This window comes from Streptomyces sp. NPDC018019 (genome assembly GCF_044327805.1).
Taxonomy (GTDB): domain Bacteria; phylum Actinomycetota; class Actinomycetes; order Streptomycetales; family Streptomycetaceae; genus Streptomyces.
This window is the reverse complement of record NZ_JBIRGD010000002.1, coordinates 468,442-486,572: the sequence shown is the minus strand read 5'-3', so window position 1 is coordinate 486,572 and position 18,131 is coordinate 468,442. Positions and strand designations below refer to the sequence as shown.

Here is an 18,131-nt window from a genome sequence, read left to right as displayed (position 1 = left end):
TGCGGCCCTCGGCCCCGGACACGGTGGCGTCCTCGGCCCCCGGGCGCGGCGCAACACGGCCTCCGGACCTGGCGGAGCGTGCCCGCCGGTCTGCCGGCCCTCGGCCCCCGGACCCGGCGCAACGCGGCCTCCGGCCCAGGTGGCCGGCGGCCGTCGACCCGGCGGGCCATGGCCGGAAAGGTGGGAAATTCGTCATTGCCGCCATCGCCGGCGCCCGCCCAGGATGGGCGCCATGGAACAGCGCGACGTGCTGGTCGTCCTCTTCGACGGCGTGCAGAGCCTCGACGTCACCGGCCCGCTGGAGGTCTTCACGCAGGCGACCCTGCGAGTGCCCGGCGCGTACCCGGTCCGTACCGCCTCGCTCGACGGCGCCCCGGTCCGTACGGGCAGCGGGCTGACCGTGACCCCCGACCTCGCGCTGCCCGACGCCGCCCCGCCGCACACCCTGCTCGTGCCCGGCGGGCGGGGGACCCGCGCCCCCGACGAACGGCTGGTCGACTGGCTGCGCCTGCACGCGCCGCGGGCCCGGCGCAAGGTGGCGGTGTGCACCGGAGCGTTCCTGCTCGCCGCCGCCGGACTGCTCGACGGGCGCCGGGCGACCACCCACTGGACCCGGTGCGACGCGCTCGCCGCGGCGTTCCCGGCCGTACGGGTCGATCCGGAGCCGATCTACGTACGGGACGGCGACGTGGCCACCTCCGCCGGGGTGACGGCGGGCATCGACCTCGCGCTGGCGCTGGTGGAGGAGGACCACGGCCGCGACCTCGCCCTGGCCATCGCCCGCCACCTGGTCGTCTTCCTGCGCCGGCCCGGCAACCAGACCCAGTTCAGCGCCCAGCTCGCCGCCCAGACCGCGGACCGGCGCCCGCTGCGCGACGTACAGCAGTGGATCACCGAGCACCCGGCGGCCGACCTGTCCGTGGAGACCCTCGCCGCCCGCGCGGGCCTGTCCCCCCGGCACTTCGCCCGCGCCTTCCGCGCCGAGGTCGGCATGACGCCCGGCCGGTACGTCGACCGGGTGCGGCTGGAGGCCGCCCGGCGCCTCCTGGAGGACACCACCGACGGCGTCGAGGGCATCTCCCGGCGCTGCGGCTACGGCACTCCCGAGGCGATGCGCCGCGCCTTCCTGCGCACGCTGGGCACCGCACCGGCCGAATACCGCCGCCGCTTCCGGCCCGCGGAACCGCCGCCGTTCCCCTGACCACCCGCCCCACCACGCCCCACCACCGAGAGGCACCCCATGCAGATCGCCATCCTCCTCTACGACCGCATCACCGCCCTGGACGCCGTCGGCCCGTACGAGACCCTCAGCCGCATCCCGGGCGCCGAGACCGTCTTCGTCGCCGAGCGCACCGGCGGGCACCGCACCGGCCGCGGCGACCTCGCGCTGACCGCCGACGCCGTGCTGTCCGAGGTCACCGCCCCGGACGTGCTCGTGGTGCCCGGCGGCACCGGCCAGGCCGCGCTCATGGACAACGGGCCGCTGCACGACTGGCTGCGCGCCGTGGACACCCGTACGACCTGGACGACCGCCGTCTGCACCGGCTCCCTGGTGCTCGCCGCCGCGGGCCTCCTCAAGGGCCGCCGCGCCACCTCCCACTGGCTCGCGCTGGACCGGCTTCCCGCCCATGGCGCCGAGCCGACCGGCGAGCGGGTCGTCTTCGACGGCAAGTACGTGACCGCCGCGGGCGTGTCCTCCGGCATCGACATGGGCCTCGCCCTGGTGGGCCGGATCGCCGGTGACACCCAGGCGCAGACCGTCCAGCTCGGCATCGAATACGACCCGGAGCCGCCGTACGACGCGGGCTCACCCGAGAAGGCCCCGGCCGGGATCACGGCGGCGATGCGGGAGCGGAGCCGGTTCATCCTGGAGGGCTGACCTCCGGCGGGCCGCCGGGGCGCTCGGCCTCACCGGCCCCCGGCCCGCCACCTCCCGGCCCGCCGCGCTCCAGCTCCTCCTGCCACAGCAGCTCCGTCAGCCGGCCGACCCCGGCGGCGAGGTGCTGCCGGTACGCCGCCACCGGCAGGCACAGCAGCTCCGCGACACGCGCCTGAGTACCGGCCGGGTGCAGGTACGTGTGGTGCAGCGCCCGGAAGGCCCGCCCGTCCTGCGGCGACGCCTCCAGCGCTGCCGCCGCCGCGCGCACCGCCTCCCGCAGCGCCGCCACCCGCTCTCTCGGACCCGGTCCCGCCGTGCCCGGACCGCCCGCCGCGCACCGCCCGGCGACCAGGCGCGTGTCCAGCAGCGGCGAGCCGCGCAGGCCGTCCGGCCGTACGAGCCCGCGCAGCGCATCCCGTACGGCCGCCGCGAACGCCTCCCGGTCCAGCACCCGCAGCGGGTCCGGGGCGACGGGCGGGGCCACCGCGAACGGGTCCTCGGCCCGTTCCCGCTCGGCCAGCATCGTCAGCCACGCCAGCGCCGGCACCCGCCGCCAGTCGTGCACGAACATCCCGTAGCGGCGTCCGGCGGCCGTGAAGTCCGCCGCGGGCAGCCGGGCGAAGTCCACGGACGCGCAGCCCGGCGCCCAGAACTCCGGATCGGCGCACGGCAGCAGCGTGACCGCGGGCCGCCGGCCGGCCGGGTACAGGTGATGGCGGGTCAGACGCAGGGTGATCAGGGACTGTACGGGCGAGACGGCCTGGTACTCGTCGCGGCTCATCCAGAACCGCACCAGCAGCGCCGTCTCGCCGCCGCGCAACTCCCCGTGCCCGGCCAGCCAGCGGCAGGCGGCCCGTACCGCCGGATCGTCCGGCGCGTCCGCCGGGGGAGCGCCGGCCAGCTCGATCAGCGTGTAGAACCCGGCCGCCACCCCGTCCGGGCCACGCACGGTGTACGTCTCGGCCTCCGCGCGCCCCGACCAGTCGTGCACCAGCCGCGCCGCCTCGATGCCCTCGTGGATCGCGGCGATCGTGCACGCCTCCACCAGCGCGCCGCCGGTGACCGGACCCGGCGAGACGGACAGCCGGTCCAGCCGCGCGGGACCGGCCGCGCCGTGCCCCACAGGCTCCAGCACCGGCCCGACGACCGGGCTGTCCCGGTGCAGATACGCGAAGTCCGCGAGCACCGCCCGCTGCCGCGCCCGGTCGTCGTCCCGGGCGGACAGGCGCTGGTAGTACGCGCTCGCCCGGCGGCGCAGCGCCACCAGGCACTCCGGGGCGCGCCGGCGCAGCTCCGCGTCCAGCTCGTCCCGCACCAGGTCGTGCGGGCACACCCCGCGCGGCCCGCTCTCCACGGCGGACAGCCCGCGCAGCCAGTCGAAGTACGGCCGGGCGTCGGCCACCTGGAGCAGCGCGGCCAGCAGCGGCTCGGTCGTCGAGAGCACCTGCGAGGACGCCTCCAGCGCGGTCCGGTGCAGCGGCGTGGGCACCGCTTCCAGCAGGCGCGCCAGCAGCGTCCGTACGACCTGCGGCGTCGGCCCGGCACCGGCAGCCTCGCCGCCGTGCGCGGCGACGTCCGCCACCAGCGCGAGGGCCAGGGGATGCCCGCGGGCGCAGGCCAGACCACGGTCCTGGACGGCGGGCGGCACGCCGCGCCGGGTGAGCAGCTCCCGGCTGTCGGCCTCGTCCAGCGGCCCGAGCGGCAGCAGGCGCAGCAGCCCCTGCCAGGCCGGGTCCAGGCACCAGGACGGCGGCGGCGCCGTCCGGCCGGCCAGTGCGACCAGCGCGTCGGCGGGCAGCCGGGGCAGCAGCTCGCGGCGCACGGTGTCGCGCGCCGTCCGCGGATCGTCCAGGCCGTCGACCAGCAGCACCGGATCCGGCCGGTCCGGAAGGCGCTCCGCCGGTTCCGCCCCGTACGACCGCGCCTCGGCCGCTTCCAGCCGTACGGCGGGCCGCCCGGAGCGCCGGGCGAGCCGCGCGAAGTGGTGCAGCAGCGTGGTCTTGCCGATGCCGCCGGGGCCGTGCAGGTACACCACCGCGCCGCGTCCGGCGGCCAGCAGCGTACGGAAGGCCGCGGTCTCACCGCGGCGGCCGACGAAGCCCTCTTCGCGCGCCGCCACGATCCGGTCGCCCAACCGGTCGCCCACCCGTCAAGTATGTCGCCGCGGCGGCCGGAACGGACCCTCGCAGGACGCGCGGCGGACCCGTAAGGGGCTGCTTTCCGGCCGGTCGCCGCCCCTGGCTTCCCGGTAACCGAACGGGCAACGTCCCAGGGGGCGGGGGAAGATGCACCGCGGGTTCCCACCGCCATGGCGCCGCGTGCCCGGCATCGGCTCCAGCCCGGCGCGGGCGGCTACCCCGCCCGTCTCACCCCGCCGACCAGGTGAAACGCGGCTCCCGGCGCTCCAGGAACGCCGCCACACCCTCCGCGGTGTCCCCGCTGCCGCGCGCCTGCTCCTCCCAGTGGGCGACCCGCTCCGCGTCCCCCGGGCCGTCCGCGAACTCCTTCGCCGCGGCCTGCGTCAGCTGCGACCGGCTCGCCAGTACGGCGGTGAACCGCGCCACCCGCTTGTCCAGTTCGCCCTCGGGCAGCACCTCGTCCAGCAGCCCGGTCCGCAGCGCCCGCGCGCAGTCGATCAACTCACCGGAGAACAGCAGGTACTTGGCGGCCGACGGGCCCACCAGACGCACCAGCCGCCGGGTGGACGAGGCCGGATAGACGATCCCCAGCTTCGCGGGCGTCACCCCGAACTGCGCGCCCTCCTCCGCGAACCGCAGGTCGCACGCGGCCGCCAGCTGGCAGCCGCCGCCCACGCAGTACCCGCGTATCGCCGCCAGCGTCGGCTTCGGGAACGCCGCGAGCGCCTCCTCGGCGGCCGTCGCCAGCCCCTTCTCCGCCCCCGCCGACCCGCGCAGCGACCCGATGTCCGCACCGGCGCAGAACGTGCCGCCCGCGCCGGTCAGCACCAGCACCCGTACGGCGGGATCGGCCGCCAGCCGCGCCAGCAGCGGCGGCAGCCCCCGCCACATCCCCGTCGTCATGGCGTTGCGCTTGGCGGGGTGGCTGAGGACGACGGTCGCTGTGCCGTCGCTGACGCGTGTGACGATGCCCGGTTCCATGCCCCGGATATTAGGGCGACCGCCGGACGGGCGGCCGGATACGATCGACGGTCTGATGTCTGCCACCGCCGCCACCCTCGTCGCCAAGTCCCTCGCCGCCGGCCACGGCGAACGCGTCCTGTTCTCCGGCCTCGACCTGGTGGTCGCCCCCGGGGACGTCATCGGCCTGGTCGGCGCCAACGGCGCCGGCAAGTCCACGCTGCTGCGCCTGCTGGCCGGGCTGGACACCCCGGAGGAGGGCCGGCTGTCCCTGAGCCCGCCCACCGCCACCGTCGGTCACCTCCCGCAGGAGCCGGACCGGCGTCCCGGCGAGTCGGTCCGTGCCTTCCTGAGCCGCCGCACCGGCGTCACCGCCGCCCAGACCGCGCTGGACACCGCCACCCAGGCACTGGTCGACGGGAAGCCCGGCGCCGACGACGCGTACGCCACCGCCCTGGAGCGCTGGCTCGCGCTCGGCGCCGCCGACCTCGACGAGCGTGCCGAGGAGACGGCCGCCCAGCTCGGCCTCGCCGTCGGCCTCGACCAGCCCATGACCTCCCTGTCCGGCGGACAGGCCGCCCGTGCCTCGCTCGCCTCGCTGCTGCTCTCCCGCTACGACGTCTTCCTGCTGGACGAGCCCACCAACGACCTCGACCTGGACGGCCTGGCCCGGCTGGAGGAGTTCGTCACCGGCCTGCGCGCCGGCACGGTCCTGGTCAGCCACGACCGCGAGTTCCTGACCCGTACGGTCAGCCGCGTCCTCGAACTGGACCTCGCCCAGCAGCAGGTCAACACCTACGGCGGCGGTTACGCGGCGTACCTGGAAGAGCGCGAGCGGGCCCGGCGGCACGCCCGCGAGGAGTACGAGGAGTACGCGGACACCAGGGCGGCGCTCGAAACGCGCGCCCACACCCAGCGCAACTGGATGGAGAAGGGCGTCCGCAACGCCCGGCGCAAGGCCACCGACAACGACAAGATCGGCCGCAAGTTCCGCGCGGAGTCCACCGAGAAGCAGGCCGCCAAGGCCAAGCAGACCCAGCGCATGATCGAGCGCCTGGAGGCCCGCGCCGTCGAGGAGCCGCGCAAGGAGTGGGAGCTGCGCATGGAGATCGCCGCCGCGCCCCGCGCGGGCGCGGTCGTGGCCACCCTGCGCGGCGCCGAGGTGCGGCGCGGGGACTTCCGCTTCGGCCCGGTGGACCTCCAGATCGACTGGGCCGACCGGGTCGCCGTCACCGGCCCCAACGGCTCGGGCAAGTCCACCCTGCTCGCCGCCCTGCTGGGCCGGCTGCCGCTGGACGCCGGGCACGCCTCGCTGGGCCCCGGCGTGGTCGTCGGCGAGGTGGACCAGGCCCGCGGCGCCTTCCTCGGCGACGAGCCGCTGGCGGAGGCCTTCCGTACGGCCGTACCGGAGATGTCCCCGGCCGACGTGCGGACCCTGCTCGCCAAGTTCGGGCTCAAGGCGGCTCACGTCCTGCGGCCCGCCGCCACGCTCTCGCCGGGCGAGCGGACCCGCGCCGCCCTCGCCCTCCTCCAGGGCCGCGGCGTCAACCTCCTGGTCCTGGACGAGCCGACCAACCACCTCGACCTGCCGGCGATCGAGCAGCTGGAGTCCGCGCTGGCCTCCTACCAGGGGACGCTGCTGCTGGTCACGCACGACCGGCGGATGCTGGAGGCGGTGCACACCACGCGCCGGATCGAGGTCGGGGCCGGGCGCATCACCGAGCGCCTGGGCTAGAGGAGCGCCGCCCGCGATTTGGCACCCGGCCCGGTGGCCCGTATGGTGGACGCATACCGACGCGGGGTGGAGCAGCTCGGTAGCTCGCTGGGCTCATAACCCAGAGGTCGCAGGTTCAAATCCTGTCCCCGCTACTTCCGCAGCAGGCCCGGTGCTCGTGACGAGCACCGGGCCTGCTGTCGTGCGTGTGCTGCCGTCCGGTTGCGAAAGAGGTATACCGGGACAAAGGCGTCCGTAGGGAGGTCCCTCATGATCGGCACACGCAGATCTTCGAAGCGTCCGGCGCACGGGACGCAGCCGGGGACCCGGGAAGCGGGAGAGCTGGGGCGCAGCTTCGCCTGGCTGGCGGTGCTCGGCGCGATCCTGGTGCTCGCGGGCCTGGTGGGCCTGGTGTACGTCGGCTTCGCCACCCTCACCTCGATGCTGCTGTTCGGCTGGCTGCTGCTGATCGGCGGCGTGGTGGGACTGCTGCACGCGATCCAGTCGCGCGCCGCCGGCTTCTTCTGGCTCGCGGCGATCGTGGCGGCTCTGAACATCGCCGCGGGCGTGGTCGTTATCCGGCAGCCGGAGGTCGCCGCCGCCGGCCTGACGATGTTCGCCGCGCTGCTGTTCCTGACCGGCGGCGTCTTCCGGCTCGTCGGCGGGGCGGTCGTCCGGGGGCCGCAGTTCGGCTGGACGCTGGTGCAGGGGGCCTTCGGCATCCTGCTGGGCGTGCTGGTGCTCGGCGACTGGCCGCACAGCTCCCGGTACGTGATCGGCTGCTTCTTCTCCCTCGCGCTGCTCTTCGACGGGCTCGGCCTGGTCGCGATGGGCATCGGCGGCCGGCGGATCGTCGGCATGGTGGCGGGCGGGCGCGGCGCCGCACCGGATGCCACCGGCCCCTCACCGGCCTCATCCGGACAATCCTTGAACGGGAAACAAAAAGGTCAGGAGCGGTCGTAGGACAGGACGTCGATGGCGAAAGCAGTCAGAAGACGTCGATAGGTGCTGACTTCTGTTCAGCGGGTCGGTCCGGACCAGCGCAGAACCAACACTCGAAGCGTGAGGACGCCTTCCGGACCCCCGGCCGAACCCCCCGAGGAGCTGACCGCCCCGCGCACGTACGAAGGTGTCTGGCGCTTCACCGCACCGGCACTGGAGTCCTCGGTGCCCCAGGCGCGGCACGCGGTCCGGGACCTGCTCGCCGAGCAGCGCGTAGCGGCCGCCGAGGAGGTCGTGGACGCACTGCTGCTGATCACCTCCGAACTGGTCACCAACGCCGTGCGGCACGCGGCGCTGCTCTCGCCGGAGATCACCATCGAGGTCACCGTCGGCGCGGGCTGGGTCCGGGTCGCCGTCGAGGACGACCATCCGTACCGGCCCAAGGCCGTCGAGGCGGGCGCGGACGACATCGGCGGGCGCGGCCTGTGGCTGGTCAAGATGCTCACGGCCGAGGCGGGCGGCAAGTGCGACGTCGAAGACACGGCGAGCGGCGGCAAGGCGGTCTGGGCCGAACTGCCGCTCGCCCCGCTGACGGGCGGGCCTACCAGCCCGCCGCCGCCCCGGTGAGTTCCCGCACGGCCGGCCGCGCCGCGTCCAGCACGGTCATGAACCACGCCGAGAACGGCGCCCGGGCGTGCCGCTCGGCCAGCTCCTGCGGCGTCACGAACGCGATCTCGCCAACCTCCTCCGGGTCCGGCTCCGGAGTGGCCTGCACCAGTCCCACGAACAGGTGGTTGTACTCCTGCTCGACCAGCCCGGACTCTGGGTCCGGGTGGTTGTAGCGGACCGTACCGGCCTCGCCCAGCAGCGCCGGGGCCACACCCAGCTCCTCGGCGGTGCGCCGCGCCGCGGCGGCGAACGGCGTCTCGCCCGGGTACGGGTGGCCGCAGCAGGTGTTGGACCAGACACCGGGGGAGTGGTACTTGCCCAGCGCCCGGCGCTGGATCAGCAGCCGCCCCCGGTCGTCGAAGAGGAAGACCGAGAACGCCCGGTGCAGCAGGCCCGGAGGCTGGTGGGCGGCGAGCTTCTCCTCGGTGCCGATCGTCGTGCCGTCCTCGTCGACCAGCTCCAGCAAGATCGGTTCGGCGGTGCCGCCCGGGGGGTTCGCCGCCGCGGTTTCGGCGGTCTGTCCGTTGGCAGGTGTGATCGGCATGCCCATCCTTGTCGTCGGTCTCCTCGCCGCTCAAGTCTGCCCTAGGCGCGCCCGCATCATGGGCACGGCTGCGCCTCATGCGTCGCGTGGCCGCGCGGTTCGAGCTGGAAGGTGCAGTGTTCGACGGCGAAGTGCCCGCCCAGGCAGCCCCGCAGTTCGTGCAGCATCTTCTCGTGCCCCACCGCGTCCAGCGCCTCCGGCGCGACCACCACATGGGCCGACAGCACCGGCATCCCGGACGTGATCGTCCAGGCGTGCAGGTCGTGGACGCCCTCCACGCCCGGCAGTGCCAGCAGATGCGCCCGTACCTCCGTCATGTCCACGTCCTTCGGCGCCGCCTCCAGCAGGACGTCCAGCGCCTCCCGGAACAGCTTCCAGGTACGCGGCACGATCATCAGACCGATCACCAGGGAGGCGATCGGGTCCGCGGCCGACCAGCCCGTCAGGGTGACCAGCAGCGCCGCCACGATGACCGCCACCGACCCGAGCGCGTCCGCCATCACCTCCAGGAACGCGCCGCGCACATTGAGGCTGTCGCGCTGCCCGCGCATCAGCAGGGCCAGCGAGACCAGGTTCGCCAGCAGGCCGACGACGCCGAAGACCATGGTCGTACCGCCCTCGACGCCGACCGGTTCGAAGAACCGCGGGACCGCGGTGACCAGGACGTACCCGCCCACCCCGAACAGCAGCAGGGCGTTGGCCACCGCCGCGAGGATCTCCGCGCGGGCCGGCCCGAAGGTGCGCTGCGGGGACGGTGGCCGGTTCGCGAAGCGGATCGCCACCAGCGCCATCGTCAGCCCCACCACGTCGGTGGCCATGTGGCCCGCGTCCGCCAGCAGCGCCAGCGAGCCGGTGATGACACTGCCGACGATCTCGGCGACCATGACGGCCGAGGTCAGCGCCAGCGCGCCGCGCAGCCGGCCGCGGTACGCGGCGGCGGCCGTGCCGCTGCCCGCACCGCCCCCGGCCGCTCCGCCGGCTCCGTGGTCGTGTCCTGCGCCCATGCCGTACGCCTCCCGGAAAGCCGCGTCCGCACCGCCCGGCCCGATGCCGTCTGCCCTTGCAGTGAACTACGGGAGGGGGGTATGTGGCAACGCGGTGGTGAACACCGTTGTCATGCGCTGACCTGCGAAGACGCTCCCCGGCGGCGCCAGGGGGAACCAGCGAGGTCCCCCCGCTTGCCGTCCTCCCGCCCCTGCCGACTGCCTCTCCCGCGTACCGGCCGTCCCAACGGCTTCCGGCCACGCCTTCCGGTCGCGCTCCCGGCCACGCTTTCCGGCTACGCCTGCCGACCGCGCCCTTCCGGCCGTACCGCATACCTATCGGGCGTTCTCCCGCGCTTTCCGTGCGCTTCCGATGGGTAGACCCCCGGTGGGGGAACGTGGCGTTCGATTCGATCTGTAGGGGCCGCCCGCCCCGCCGGCGCCGCCCCCAGCGCCCGTCTCCAGCGCCCGCCCCCACGCAGCGCCGCCCTCAGTGCTCGCTCCTCAGTACCCACCACCCCAGCACCCGCGCCCCAGCACCGCCACCCCCTGCACCCGCCCCCCAGCACCCTCCCCCGGCATTCCGCCCACAAGTAGCCAGCCGTCGCATAACCGGCGCGTCGCCCGGGTCCCGGGCCCGTGTCAGTTGTTCCTGAGTGCGTTGATCCACCATGATGATCGCGGCAGGCGCAGCCGGCGGTCACTCGATCGGGCGGTGAATGCGCGGTGAACGGCCGCATCCGGCGATCCGATAGCCTCTGCCGACGTGCCCACCCGCCCCCTCGGGGGCCCAGGTGTGCCACGCCTGCTGCCCGGGTAGCCCGTACCGAATGCGGACCGACCGGCGCGGCCTCGCCAGTTTCCAAGGAGTGAGTTCGTCTGTCGACCGCCATCCTCACCGGTCCGCCGGTCGCCGGGTCGCCGCTCGAAGCCGCCCTGCGCTCGCTGGGTTTCCACGTCCGTACGGCGGACGGCGCCGCGGCCGTGGCCGACGCGCTCGCCGAGGTCCCGGCCGATGAACGCGTCGCCGTCGTCGACCCGCGCTTCGTCGGCCACCTGCACAGCCTGCGTCTGGCGCTGACCGACCCGCGCTTCCCGGCCGCCGCCGTGCCGGGCGCCGTCACCGCGCAGCCCGAGGCCCGCGCCGCGCTCCGGCGCGCCGCCACCGCGGTGCCCGCCGGCCCCGGCACCCGCTACCGCGTGGACGTCCTCCCGGACGCGCTCGCCGAGGGCATGACGGCCGAGGACGCCGCGCCGCAGCGCGTGGAGCTGGGCAGCCTGGTCGCGACCGTGCCGCTGACGCCCGCCGAGCGCGTCACGGCCGAGGAAGCCGTCGCCGCCGTCGACGACGAGGCCGTACGGCTGCGCACCGCCGTCAAGGCCCGCGACGGGTTCTTCACCACCTTCTGTATCAGCCCGTACTCCCGCTACCTCGCCCGCTGGTGCGCGCGCCGCGGCCTGACCCCCAACCAGGTCACCACCGCGTCGCTGCTCACCGCGCTGATCGCGGCGGGCTGCGCGGCCACCGGCAGCCGCGGCGGCTTCATCGCCGCCGGCCTGCTCCTGATCTTCTCCTTCGTCCTGGACTGCACCGACGGGCAGCTCGCCCGTTACTCGCTCCAGTACTCGACGATGGGCGCCTGGCTCGACGCGACCTTCGACCGCGCCAAGGAGTACGCGTACTACGCGGGCCTGGCGCTCGGCGCGGCGCGCGGCGGCGACGACGTGTGGGCGCTGGCTCTGGGGGCCATGGTGCTCCAGACCTGCCGGCATGTCGTCGACTTCTCGTTCAACGAGGCGAACCACGACGCCACCGGCAACACCAGTCCCACCGCGGCCCTGTCCGACCGGCTCGACAGTGTGGGCTGGACGGTCTGGGTGCGCCGGATGATCGTGCTGCCCATCGGCGAGCGCTGGGCCATGATCGCCGTACTGACCGCCTGCACCACCCCGCGCATCGTCTTCTACGCGCTGCTCGTCGGCTGCGCCCTGGCCGCGTGCTACACGACGGCGGGTCGGGTGCTGCGCTCGCTGACCCGGCGCGCCCGCCGCACCGACCGCGCCGCGGCCGCGCTCGCCGACCTGGCCGACTCCGGCCCCCTGGCCGAACTGGCCGCCAAGGGCCCGGCCGCCCGCGGCCCCGTCACCGCCCCCGTCATGGCGTTCGCCGGTGTGGCCTTCCTCATGGCGCAGCTGGCCTGGAGCGACGCGGGCAGCTGGTGGCCGGTGCTGGGCGCGGCCGTGTACGCGGCCTTCGCCGGCGCCGCCGTCGCCCGCTCCCTCAAGGGCCCGCTCGACTGGCTCGTACCGCCGCTGTTCCGGGCCGGCGAGTACGTCGCCATCCTGGTCGTGGCGGCCCGCTCCGGCGCCGACCAGGCGCTGCCCGCGGCGTTCGGGCTGGTCGCGGCGGTCGCCTACCATCACTACGACACCGTCTACCGGATCCGCGTGGGCGCCGGGGCACCGCCCCGGTGGCTGGTACGGGCAGCCGGCGGGCACGAGGGACGCACGCTGCTCGTTGTCCTCCTCGCGGCCCTGCTGCACTCCACAGGTTTCACAATCGCGCTGACGGCCCTGGCAGTGGTCCTGGCGCTGCTGGTGCTCGCCGAGAGCATCCGCTTCTGGGTGTCCTCCGGAGCACCCGCCGTACACGATGAAGGAGAACCCGCATGATCGGCCTCGTGCTGGCCGCCGGCGCCGGACGGCGTCTGCGTCCCTACACCGACACCCTGCCCAAGGCGCTGGTGCCGGTCGACGGTGACACGACCATCCTGGACCTGACGCTCGGCAACTTCGCCGAGATCGGCCTGACCGAGGTCGCGATCATCGTCGGCTACCGCAAGGAGGCCGTGTACGAGCGCAAGGCCGCGCTGGAGGAGAAGTACGGCCTCAAGCTCACCCTCATCGACAACGACAAGGCCGAGGAGTGGAACAACGCCTACTCCCTGTGGTGCGGCCGGGACGCGATCAAGCACGACGTGATCCTCGCCAACGGTGACACCGTGCACCCGGTCTCCGTGGAGAAGACGCTGCTCGCCGCCCGCGGCAACGGCCAGAAGATCATCCTCGCGCTGGACACGGTCAAGCAGCTCGCCGACGAGGAGATGAAGGTCGTCGTGGACCCCGACAAGGGTGTCCAGAAGATCACCAAGCTGATGGACCCGGCCGAGGCCACCGGCGAGTACATCGGCGTCACCCTCATCGAGGGCTCGGCCGCCGAGGAACTGGCGGACGCGCTGAAGACCACCTTCGAGCGTGACCCCGACCTGTACTACGAAGACGGCTACCAGGAGCTGGTCAACCGCGGCTTCAAGGTCGATGTGGCCCCGATCGGCGAGGTCGCGTGGGTCGAGATCGACAACCACGACGACCTCGCGAAGGGCCGTGAGATCGCATGCCGGTACTGACCCGGCTGATTCCGTCCCCGGTCGTCGTCGACATCAGCGCCGGCGCACTGGACGACCTGGCGGGCCTCCTGGCCGACCAGCGCATCTCCGCATCCGGGAAGCTCGCCGTCGCCATCAGCGGCGGCTCGGGCGCCCGGCTGCGGGAGCGGCTGTGCCCGATGCTGCCCGGCGCCGACTGGTACGAGGTCGGCGGCGGCACGCTGGACGACGCGATCAAGCTCGGCGACGCCATGAAGAAGGGCCACTACGACGCGGTCGTGGGCCTGGGCGGCGGCAAGATCATCGACTGTGCGAAGTACGCGGCGGCCCGTATCGGCCTGCCGCTGGTCGCCGTCGCGACGAACCTGTCGCACGACGGCCTGTGCTCCCCGGTCGCCACCCTCGACAACGACGCGGGCCGCGGCTCCTACGGCGTGCCCAACCCGATCGCCGTGGTGATCGACCTCGACGTCATCCGCGAGGCGCCCGTGCGCTTCGTACGGTCCGGGATCGGCGACGCCATCTCCAACATCTCCGCGGTCGCCGACTGGGAGCTGTCGCACCGCGAGACCGGCGAGGACATCGACGGGCTGGCCGCCGCGATGGCGCGCCAGGCCGGCGAGGCCGTGCTGCGCCACCCCGGCGGCGTCGGCGACGACGGCTTCCTCCAGGTGCTGGCCGAGGGCCTGGTCCTCACTGGCATCTCCATGTCGGTGGCCGGCGACAGCCGCCCGGCCTCCGGCGCCTGCCACGAGATCAACCACGCCTTCGACCTCCTCTACCCGAAGCGGGCGGCGAGCCACGGCGAGCAGTGCGGCCTGGGCGCCGCCTTCGCCACCCACCTGCGCGGGGACAAGGAGACCTGCGGGCTGATGATCGAGGTGCTCCGGCGGCACGGCCTGCCGGTGACGCCCGGCGAGATCGGCTTCAGCGACGAGGAGTTCGTCCGGGCCGTCGAGTTCGCGCCGCAGACCCGCCCGGGCCGCTACACGATCCTCGAACACCTCGACCTGTCCACCGACCAGATCAGGGACGCCTACGCCGACTATGCACAAGCCGTCAGTAGCTGAACTCCGCCCGGTCGTGCACCCCGCGGGTGTCAAGGACCGGCGCAGCGGTGAGCACTGGGCCGGTCGCCTGTACATGCGGGAGATCTCGCTGCGCTGCGACCGGTACCTGGTGAACACCAGGATCACGCCCAACCAGCTCACCTACGTGATGACCCTCTTCGGCGTCCTCGCCGCGCCGGCCCTGCTGGTGCCGGGAATCTGGGGAGCCGTCCTCGGCGTGCTGATGGTCCAGCTCTACCTGCTGCTCGACTGCGTCGACGGCGAGGTGGCCCGCTGGAAGAAGCAGTTCTCGCTCGGCGGGGTGTACCTGGACCGGGTCGGGGCCTATCTGACCGACGCCGCCGTACTGGTCGGCTTCGGCCTGCGCGCCGCCGACCTGTGGGGCCCCGGGCGGATCGACTGGCTGTGGGCCTTCCTCGGCACCCTGGCCGCCCTCGGCGCGATCCTGATCAAGGCCGAGACCGACCTGGTCGGCGTGGCCCGGCACCAGGGCGGGCTGCCGCCGGTCAAGGAGGCGGCGTCCGAGCCGCGCTCCTCCGGCATGGCGCTGGCCCGCAAGGCCGCCGCGGCGCTCAAGTTCCACCGGCTGATTCTCGGGATCGAGGCGTCGCTGCTGATCCTGGTCCTGGCGATCGTGGACTCGGTCCGGGGCGACCTGTTCTTCTCGCGGCTCGGCGTCGCCGTCCTGGCGGGCATCGCGCTCCTCCAGACGCTGCTGCACCTGGTGTCCATCCTCGCCTCCAGCAGGCTCAAGTGACGGGGGCGCGCGAGATGAAGGTCGGCGCTGTCGTCCTGACCATGGGCAACCGCCCCGAGGAGCTGCGGGCGCTGCTCGACTCGGTCGCCAAGCAGCACGGCGACCCGGTCGAGGTGGTGGTCGTCGGCAACGGCTCGCCGCTGCCGCCGCTGCCCGAGGGCGTACGGACCGTGGAGCTGCCGGAGAACGTCGGCATCCCGGCCGGGCGCAACGTCGGCATCGAGGCGTTCGGACCGGGCGGCAGCGAGGTGGACGTGCTGCTGTTCCTGGACGACGACGGGCTGCTGGACCGGGCGGACACGGCCGAGCTGTGCCGTGAGGCGTTCGCCCGCGACAAGAAGCTGGGCATCATCAGCTTCCGCATCGCGGACCCGGACACGGGGGAGACCCAGCGCCGCCACGTACCCCGGCTGCGCGCCTCCGACCCGCTGCGGTCCTCCCGCGTCACCACCTTCCTCGGCGGCGCGAACGCGGTCCGTACCCAGGTCTTCCAGGAGGTCGGCGGACTGCCCGACGACTTCTTCTACGCCCACGAGGAGACCGACCTGGCGTGGCGGGCCCTGGACGCGGGCTGGATGATCGACTACCGGTCGGACATGGTGCTGCTGCACCCCACGCACGCCCCCAGCCGGCACGCGGTGTACCACCGCATGGTGGCCCGCAACCGCGTCTGGCTGGCCCGCCGCAACCTTCCGGTCCCGCTGGTTCCGGTCTATCTCGGCGTCTGGTTCCTGCTCACCCTGGCCCGGCGGCCCTCGCGGCCCGCCCTGCGTGCCTGGCTGGGCGGCTTCAAGGAGGGCTGGGCCACTCCCTGTGGTCCCAGGCGCCCCATGAAGTGGCGTACCGTTTGGCGCCTGACCAGACTGGGCCGCCCTCCCGTCATCTGACAAGCTCGTATCTGAGAGCATCAGGCGCGAGCCGGGCCACGGCCCCGGCAGCGCACCTTGAGGACGAAAGTGTCAACAGTGAGCGAGACTACGCACGACAGTGCGGTCGCCATGAGTGCCCCGCCATCATCCGACGACGGGCTGTCCCGCGCCGAGCTGGCCCGCAAGTACGGGCTCACGCAGAGCGGCGCACGGCCCAGCCTGCCGGAGTACGTGCGGCAGCTGTGGGACCGGCGGCACTTCATTTCCGCCTTCTCCAGCGCGAAGCTGACCGCGCAGTACAGCCAGGCGAAGCTGGGCCAGGTGTGGCAGGTGGTGACGCCCCTGCTGAACGCGCTCGTCTACTACCTCATCTTCGGCCTGCTGATCGGCACCAGCCGCGGCGTGCCGGACTATGTGCCCTTCCTGGTCACCGGCGTCTTCATCTTCACCTTCACGCAGAGCTCGGTGATGGCCGGCACCCGCGCGATCTCCGGCAACCTGGGCCTGGTGCGCGCGCTGCACTTCCCGCGCGCCTGCCTGCCCATCTCGTTCTGCCTGATGCAGCTCCAGCAGCTGCTGTTCTCGATGGGCGTGCTGGTCCTCATCCTGCTGGGCTACGGGCAGGTGCCCACCTGGTCCTGGCTGCTGGCGATCCCCGCGCTGGTGCTCCAGTTCCTCTTCAACACCGGGCTCGCGATGGTCATGGCCCGCCTGGGCAGCAAGACCCCCGACCTCGCGCAGCTCATGCCCTTCATCATGCGGACGTGGATGTACGCGTCCGGCGTGATGTTCAGCATCGACGTGATCCTCAAGGAGAAGGCGGTCCCGGCCTTCGTGCACGTCCTGCTGGACTGCAACCCGGCCGTGGTCTTCATCGACCTGATGCGCTTCGCGCTGATCGACAGCTTCACCTCCGACAAGCTGCCCCCGCACGTGTGGCCGCTGGCCGTCGGCTGGGCGCTGGTGATGGGCATCGCCGGCTTCGTGTACTTCTGGAAGGCTGAGGAGCGCTACGGCCGTGGCTGAGCAAGAGGACGCCGTACTGACGGCGGACGGGACCCGCGTCCCCACCGTGATCGCGGACGACCTGCACATCGTGTACCGGGTCTACGGCACCGGAGCGGGCAAGGGCAGCGCCACCGCGGCCCTGAACCGCATCATCCGCCGCAAGCCCTCCGGCGGTGTGCGGGAGGTGCACGCGGTCAAGGGCGTCAGCTTCACCGCGTACCGCGGCGAGTCGATCGGGCTGATCGGCTCGAACGGCTCGGGCAAGTCGACGCTGCTCAAGGCGGTCGCCGGGCTGCTGCCCGCGGAGCGCGGCAAGGTCTACTCGCACGGCCAGCCGTCGCTGCTGGGCGTGAACGCGGCCCTGATGAACGACCTGACCGGCGAGCGGAACGTCATCCTCGGCGGGCTGGCGATGGGCATGTCCCGCGAGCAGGTGCGCGAGCGCTACCAGAGCATCGTCGACTTCTCCGGCATCAACGAGAAGGGCGACTTCATCTCGCTGCCGATGCGCACCTACTCCTCCGGCATGGGGGCGCGGCTGCGCTTCTCCATCGCGGCGGCCAAGGACCACGACGTCCTGATGATCGACGAGGCGCTGGCGACGGGTGACCGGGCGTTCCAGAAGCGCTCCGAGGCCCGCATCCGCGAGCTGCGCAAGGAGGCCGGTACGGTCTTCCTGGTCAGCCACAACAACAAGTCGATCAGGGACACCTGCGACCGGGTGCTGTGGCTGGAGAAGGGCGAGCTGCTGATGGACGGCCCGACCGACGAGGTGATCAAGGCGTACGAGAAGGAGACGGGCAAGTAGCCCGCAGCGCGCCGTACGGCCCCCGCGAGTCCGGCTCGCGGGGGCCGTTGGCCGTTGCCGGCCGGCCGCGGAAGGTTGTCCGCGGGTCTACTGATCGTTAACAGGTGGTCAACTCCGCCGGAACCGGGAACAGTTCAGGCCGGTTCGATGTTGACCGGATCGTTGCTTCGAGGTTCGGTACCCCCTCGGACGCCGGAGAGATGTACGGCGTAAGCTGTACGGGTACTGAACAGCACAAGTGGCACAAGTCGGGCAAGGCGTACCCGTCCTGGCGACCGGGAGTCCGATCGGGCGGGTCGCGCCCTGCGGCGTGTCCGAAATGGGATGTTTTGGCTTGGCGGTGTAGAACGGGAGGCGTGACGGCAATGGCTACTGGAACTCTCCGGCTCCGAAGCGCGCCGGGC

16 protein-coding genes and 1 tRNA gene are annotated in these 18,131 nt (G+C 73.3%); 13 read left to right on the top strand and 4 right to left on the bottom strand.

Features of this window, described 5'->3' with window-relative positions; all coding sequences use genetic code 11:
- The first annotated feature begins 232 nt into the window (after nucleotides 1-232).
- Together ACH4FX_RS05345 and ACH4FX_RS05340 are read left to right on the top strand one after the other, a co-directional pair.
- Nucleotides 233-1,201 (top strand): GlxA family transcriptional regulator, encoded by a 969-nt coding sequence (locus tag ACH4FX_RS05345; protein ID WP_398475334.1) that lies wholly within the window; start codon nucleotides 233-235, stop codon nucleotides 1,199-1,201.
- 39 nt (nucleotides 1,202-1,240) lie between these two features.
- The gene (locus ACH4FX_RS05340) at nucleotides 1,241-1,879 is read left to right on the top strand and encodes a DJ-1/PfpI family protein (RefSeq protein ID WP_398475332.1); all 639 of its coding nucleotides are present in this window, start codon (nucleotides 1,241-1,243) and stop codon (nucleotides 1,877-1,879) included.
- Here ACH4FX_RS05340 and ACH4FX_RS05335 read toward each other — a convergent pair.
- Together ACH4FX_RS05335 and ACH4FX_RS05330 are read right to left on the bottom strand one after the other, a co-directional pair.
- A complete protein-coding gene (locus tag ACH4FX_RS05335; protein ID WP_398475330.1) occupies nucleotides 1,863-4,025 on the bottom strand; it encodes a hypothetical protein in 2,163 nt (720 codons plus the stop codon). The two genes, ACH4FX_RS05340 and ACH4FX_RS05335, sit on opposite strands and share 17 nt — an antisense overlap.
- 220 nt (nucleotides 4,026-4,245) lie before the next feature.
- Nucleotides 4,246-4,998 (bottom strand): enoyl-CoA hydratase/isomerase family protein, encoded by a 753-nt coding sequence (locus ACH4FX_RS05330; protein WP_398475328.1) that lies wholly within the window; start codon nucleotides 4,996-4,998, stop codon nucleotides 4,246-4,248.
- A gap of 55 nt (nucleotides 4,999-5,053) precedes the next feature.
- Here ACH4FX_RS05330 and ACH4FX_RS05325 point away from each other — a divergent pair, with 55 nt between their 5' ends.
- The 4 genes from ACH4FX_RS05325 to ACH4FX_RS05310 all read left to right on the top strand — a co-directional run bounded on the left by ACH4FX_RS05325 (nucleotide 5,054) and on the right by ACH4FX_RS05310 (nucleotide 8,260).
- Nucleotides 5,054-6,712, top strand: a complete 1,659-nt coding sequence (locus ACH4FX_RS05325) for an ABC-F family ATP-binding cassette domain-containing protein (RefSeq protein WP_398475326.1) — start codon at nucleotides 5,054-5,056, stop codon at nucleotides 6,710-6,712.
- 60 nt (nucleotides 6,713-6,772) lie between these two features.
- A tRNA-Met gene (locus tag ACH4FX_RS05320) sits at nucleotides 6,773-6,846 on the top strand.
- A 115-nt stretch (nucleotides 6,847-6,961) separates the two neighbouring features.
- A complete protein-coding gene (locus ACH4FX_RS05315; RefSeq protein ID WP_398475324.1) occupies nucleotides 6,962-7,654 on the top strand; it encodes an HdeD family acid-resistance protein in 693 nt (230 codons plus the stop codon).
- A 99-nt stretch (nucleotides 7,655-7,753) separates the two neighbouring features.
- On the top strand, nucleotides 7,754-8,260 hold the full coding sequence (locus ACH4FX_RS05310; protein ID WP_398475322.1) for an ATP-binding protein: 507 nt from the start codon (nucleotides 7,754-7,756) through the stop codon (nucleotides 8,258-8,260).
- Here the strand turns inward: ACH4FX_RS05310 and idi are convergent.
- Both idi and ACH4FX_RS05300 read right to left on the bottom strand, forming a co-directional pair.
- A complete protein-coding gene (gene idi, locus ACH4FX_RS05305; RefSeq protein ID WP_398475320.1) occupies nucleotides 8,235-8,846 on the bottom strand; it encodes an isopentenyl-diphosphate Delta-isomerase in 612 nt (203 codons plus the stop codon). The genes ACH4FX_RS05310 and idi overlap by 26 nt on opposite strands.
- Nucleotides 8,847-8,902: 56 nt before the next feature.
- The gene (locus tag ACH4FX_RS05300) at nucleotides 8,903-9,850 is read right to left on the bottom strand and encodes a cation diffusion facilitator family transporter (RefSeq protein WP_398475318.1); all 948 of its coding nucleotides are present in this window, start codon (nucleotides 9,848-9,850) and stop codon (nucleotides 8,903-8,905) included.
- Nucleotides 9,851-10,708: 858 nt separating this feature from the next.
- On the opposite strand from ACH4FX_RS05300, the gene ACH4FX_RS05295 reads away from it, so the two are divergent.
- The 7 genes from ACH4FX_RS05295 to ACH4FX_RS05265 all read left to right on the top strand — a co-directional run bounded on the left by ACH4FX_RS05295 (nucleotide 10,709) and on the right by ACH4FX_RS05265 (nucleotide 17,727).
- Entirely contained in the window at nucleotides 10,709-12,502 is a 1,794-nt protein-coding gene (locus tag ACH4FX_RS05295) for a DUF5941 domain-containing protein (protein ID WP_398475526.1), read from the top strand.
- On the top strand, nucleotides 12,499-13,236 hold the full coding sequence (locus tag ACH4FX_RS05290; RefSeq protein ID WP_398475316.1) for a sugar phosphate nucleotidyltransferase: 738 nt from the start codon (nucleotides 12,499-12,501) through the stop codon (nucleotides 13,234-13,236). The genes ACH4FX_RS05295 and ACH4FX_RS05290 overlap by 4 nt, the downstream gene beginning before the upstream one ends.
- Nucleotides 13,224-14,285 carry an iron-containing alcohol dehydrogenase family protein gene (locus ACH4FX_RS05285; protein WP_398475314.1) on the top strand — a complete coding sequence of 354 codons (1,062 nt, stop codon included), beginning with the start codon at nucleotides 13,224-13,226 and terminating at the stop codon, nucleotides 14,283-14,285. The genes ACH4FX_RS05290 and ACH4FX_RS05285 overlap by 13 nt, the downstream gene beginning before the upstream one ends.
- A complete protein-coding gene (locus tag ACH4FX_RS05280; RefSeq protein ID WP_398475312.1) occupies nucleotides 14,263-15,042 on the top strand; it encodes a CDP-alcohol phosphatidyltransferase family protein in 780 nt (259 codons plus the stop codon). Before ACH4FX_RS05285 ends, ACH4FX_RS05280 begins: the two co-directional genes overlap by 23 nt.
- A 14-nt stretch (nucleotides 15,043-15,056) precedes the next feature.
- Nucleotides 15,057-15,929 (top strand): glycosyltransferase family 2 protein, encoded by an 873-nt coding sequence (locus tag ACH4FX_RS05275; RefSeq protein ID WP_398475524.1) that lies wholly within the window; start codon nucleotides 15,057-15,059, stop codon nucleotides 15,927-15,929.
- 78 nt (nucleotides 15,930-16,007) lie between these two features.
- Entirely contained in the window at nucleotides 16,008-16,937 is a 930-nt protein-coding gene (locus ACH4FX_RS05270) for an ABC transporter permease (RefSeq protein ID WP_398475310.1), read from the top strand.
- The gene (locus ACH4FX_RS05265; RefSeq protein WP_398475308.1) at nucleotides 16,930-17,727 is read left to right on the top strand and encodes an ABC transporter ATP-binding protein; all 798 of its coding nucleotides are present in this window, start codon (nucleotides 16,930-16,932) and stop codon (nucleotides 17,725-17,727) included. The genes ACH4FX_RS05270 and ACH4FX_RS05265 overlap by 8 nt, the downstream gene beginning before the upstream one ends.
- The last annotated feature ends 404 nt before the right edge of the window (nucleotides 17,728-18,131 follow it).

Bases quoted from the DNA above. Each gene is read 5' to 3' on its own strand.
- ACH4FX_RS05345 (WP_398475334.1), top strand. From the start codon at position 233: ATGGAACAGCGCGACGTGCTGGTCGTCCTCTTCGACGGCGTGCAGAGC.
- ACH4FX_RS05285 (WP_398475314.1), top strand. From the start codon at position 13,224: ATGCCGGTACTGACCCGGCTGATTCCGTCCCCGGTCGTCGTCGACATC.
- ACH4FX_RS05330 (WP_398475328.1), bottom strand. From the start codon at position 4,998: ATGGAACCGGGCATCGTCACACGCGTCAGCGACGGCACAGCGACCGTC.
- ACH4FX_RS05300 (WP_398475318.1), bottom strand. From the start codon at position 9,850: ATGGGCGCAGGACACGACCACGGAGCCGGCGGAGCGGCCGGGGGCGGT.
- ACH4FX_RS05340 (WP_398475332.1), top strand. From the start codon at position 1,241: ATGCAGATCGCCATCCTCCTCTACGACCGCATCACCGCCCTGGACGCC.
- ACH4FX_RS05325 (WP_398475326.1), top strand. From the start codon at position 5,054: ATGTCTGCCACCGCCGCCACCCTCGTCGCCAAGTCCCTCGCCGCCGGC.
- ACH4FX_RS05290 (WP_398475316.1), top strand. From the start codon at position 12,499: ATGATCGGCCTCGTGCTGGCCGCCGGCGCCGGACGGCGTCTGCGTCCC.
- ACH4FX_RS05275 (WP_398475524.1), top strand. From the start codon at position 15,057: ATGAAGGTCGGCGCTGTCGTCCTGACCATGGGCAACCGCCCCGAGGAG.
- idi (WP_398475320.1), bottom strand. From the start codon at position 8,846: ATGCCGATCACACCTGCCAACGGACAGACCGCCGAAACCGCGGCGGCG.
- ACH4FX_RS05280 (WP_398475312.1), top strand. From the start codon at position 14,263: ATGCACAAGCCGTCAGTAGCTGAACTCCGCCCGGTCGTGCACCCCGCG.
- ACH4FX_RS05315 (WP_398475324.1), top strand. From the start codon at position 6,962: ATGATCGGCACACGCAGATCTTCGAAGCGTCCGGCGCACGGGACGCAG.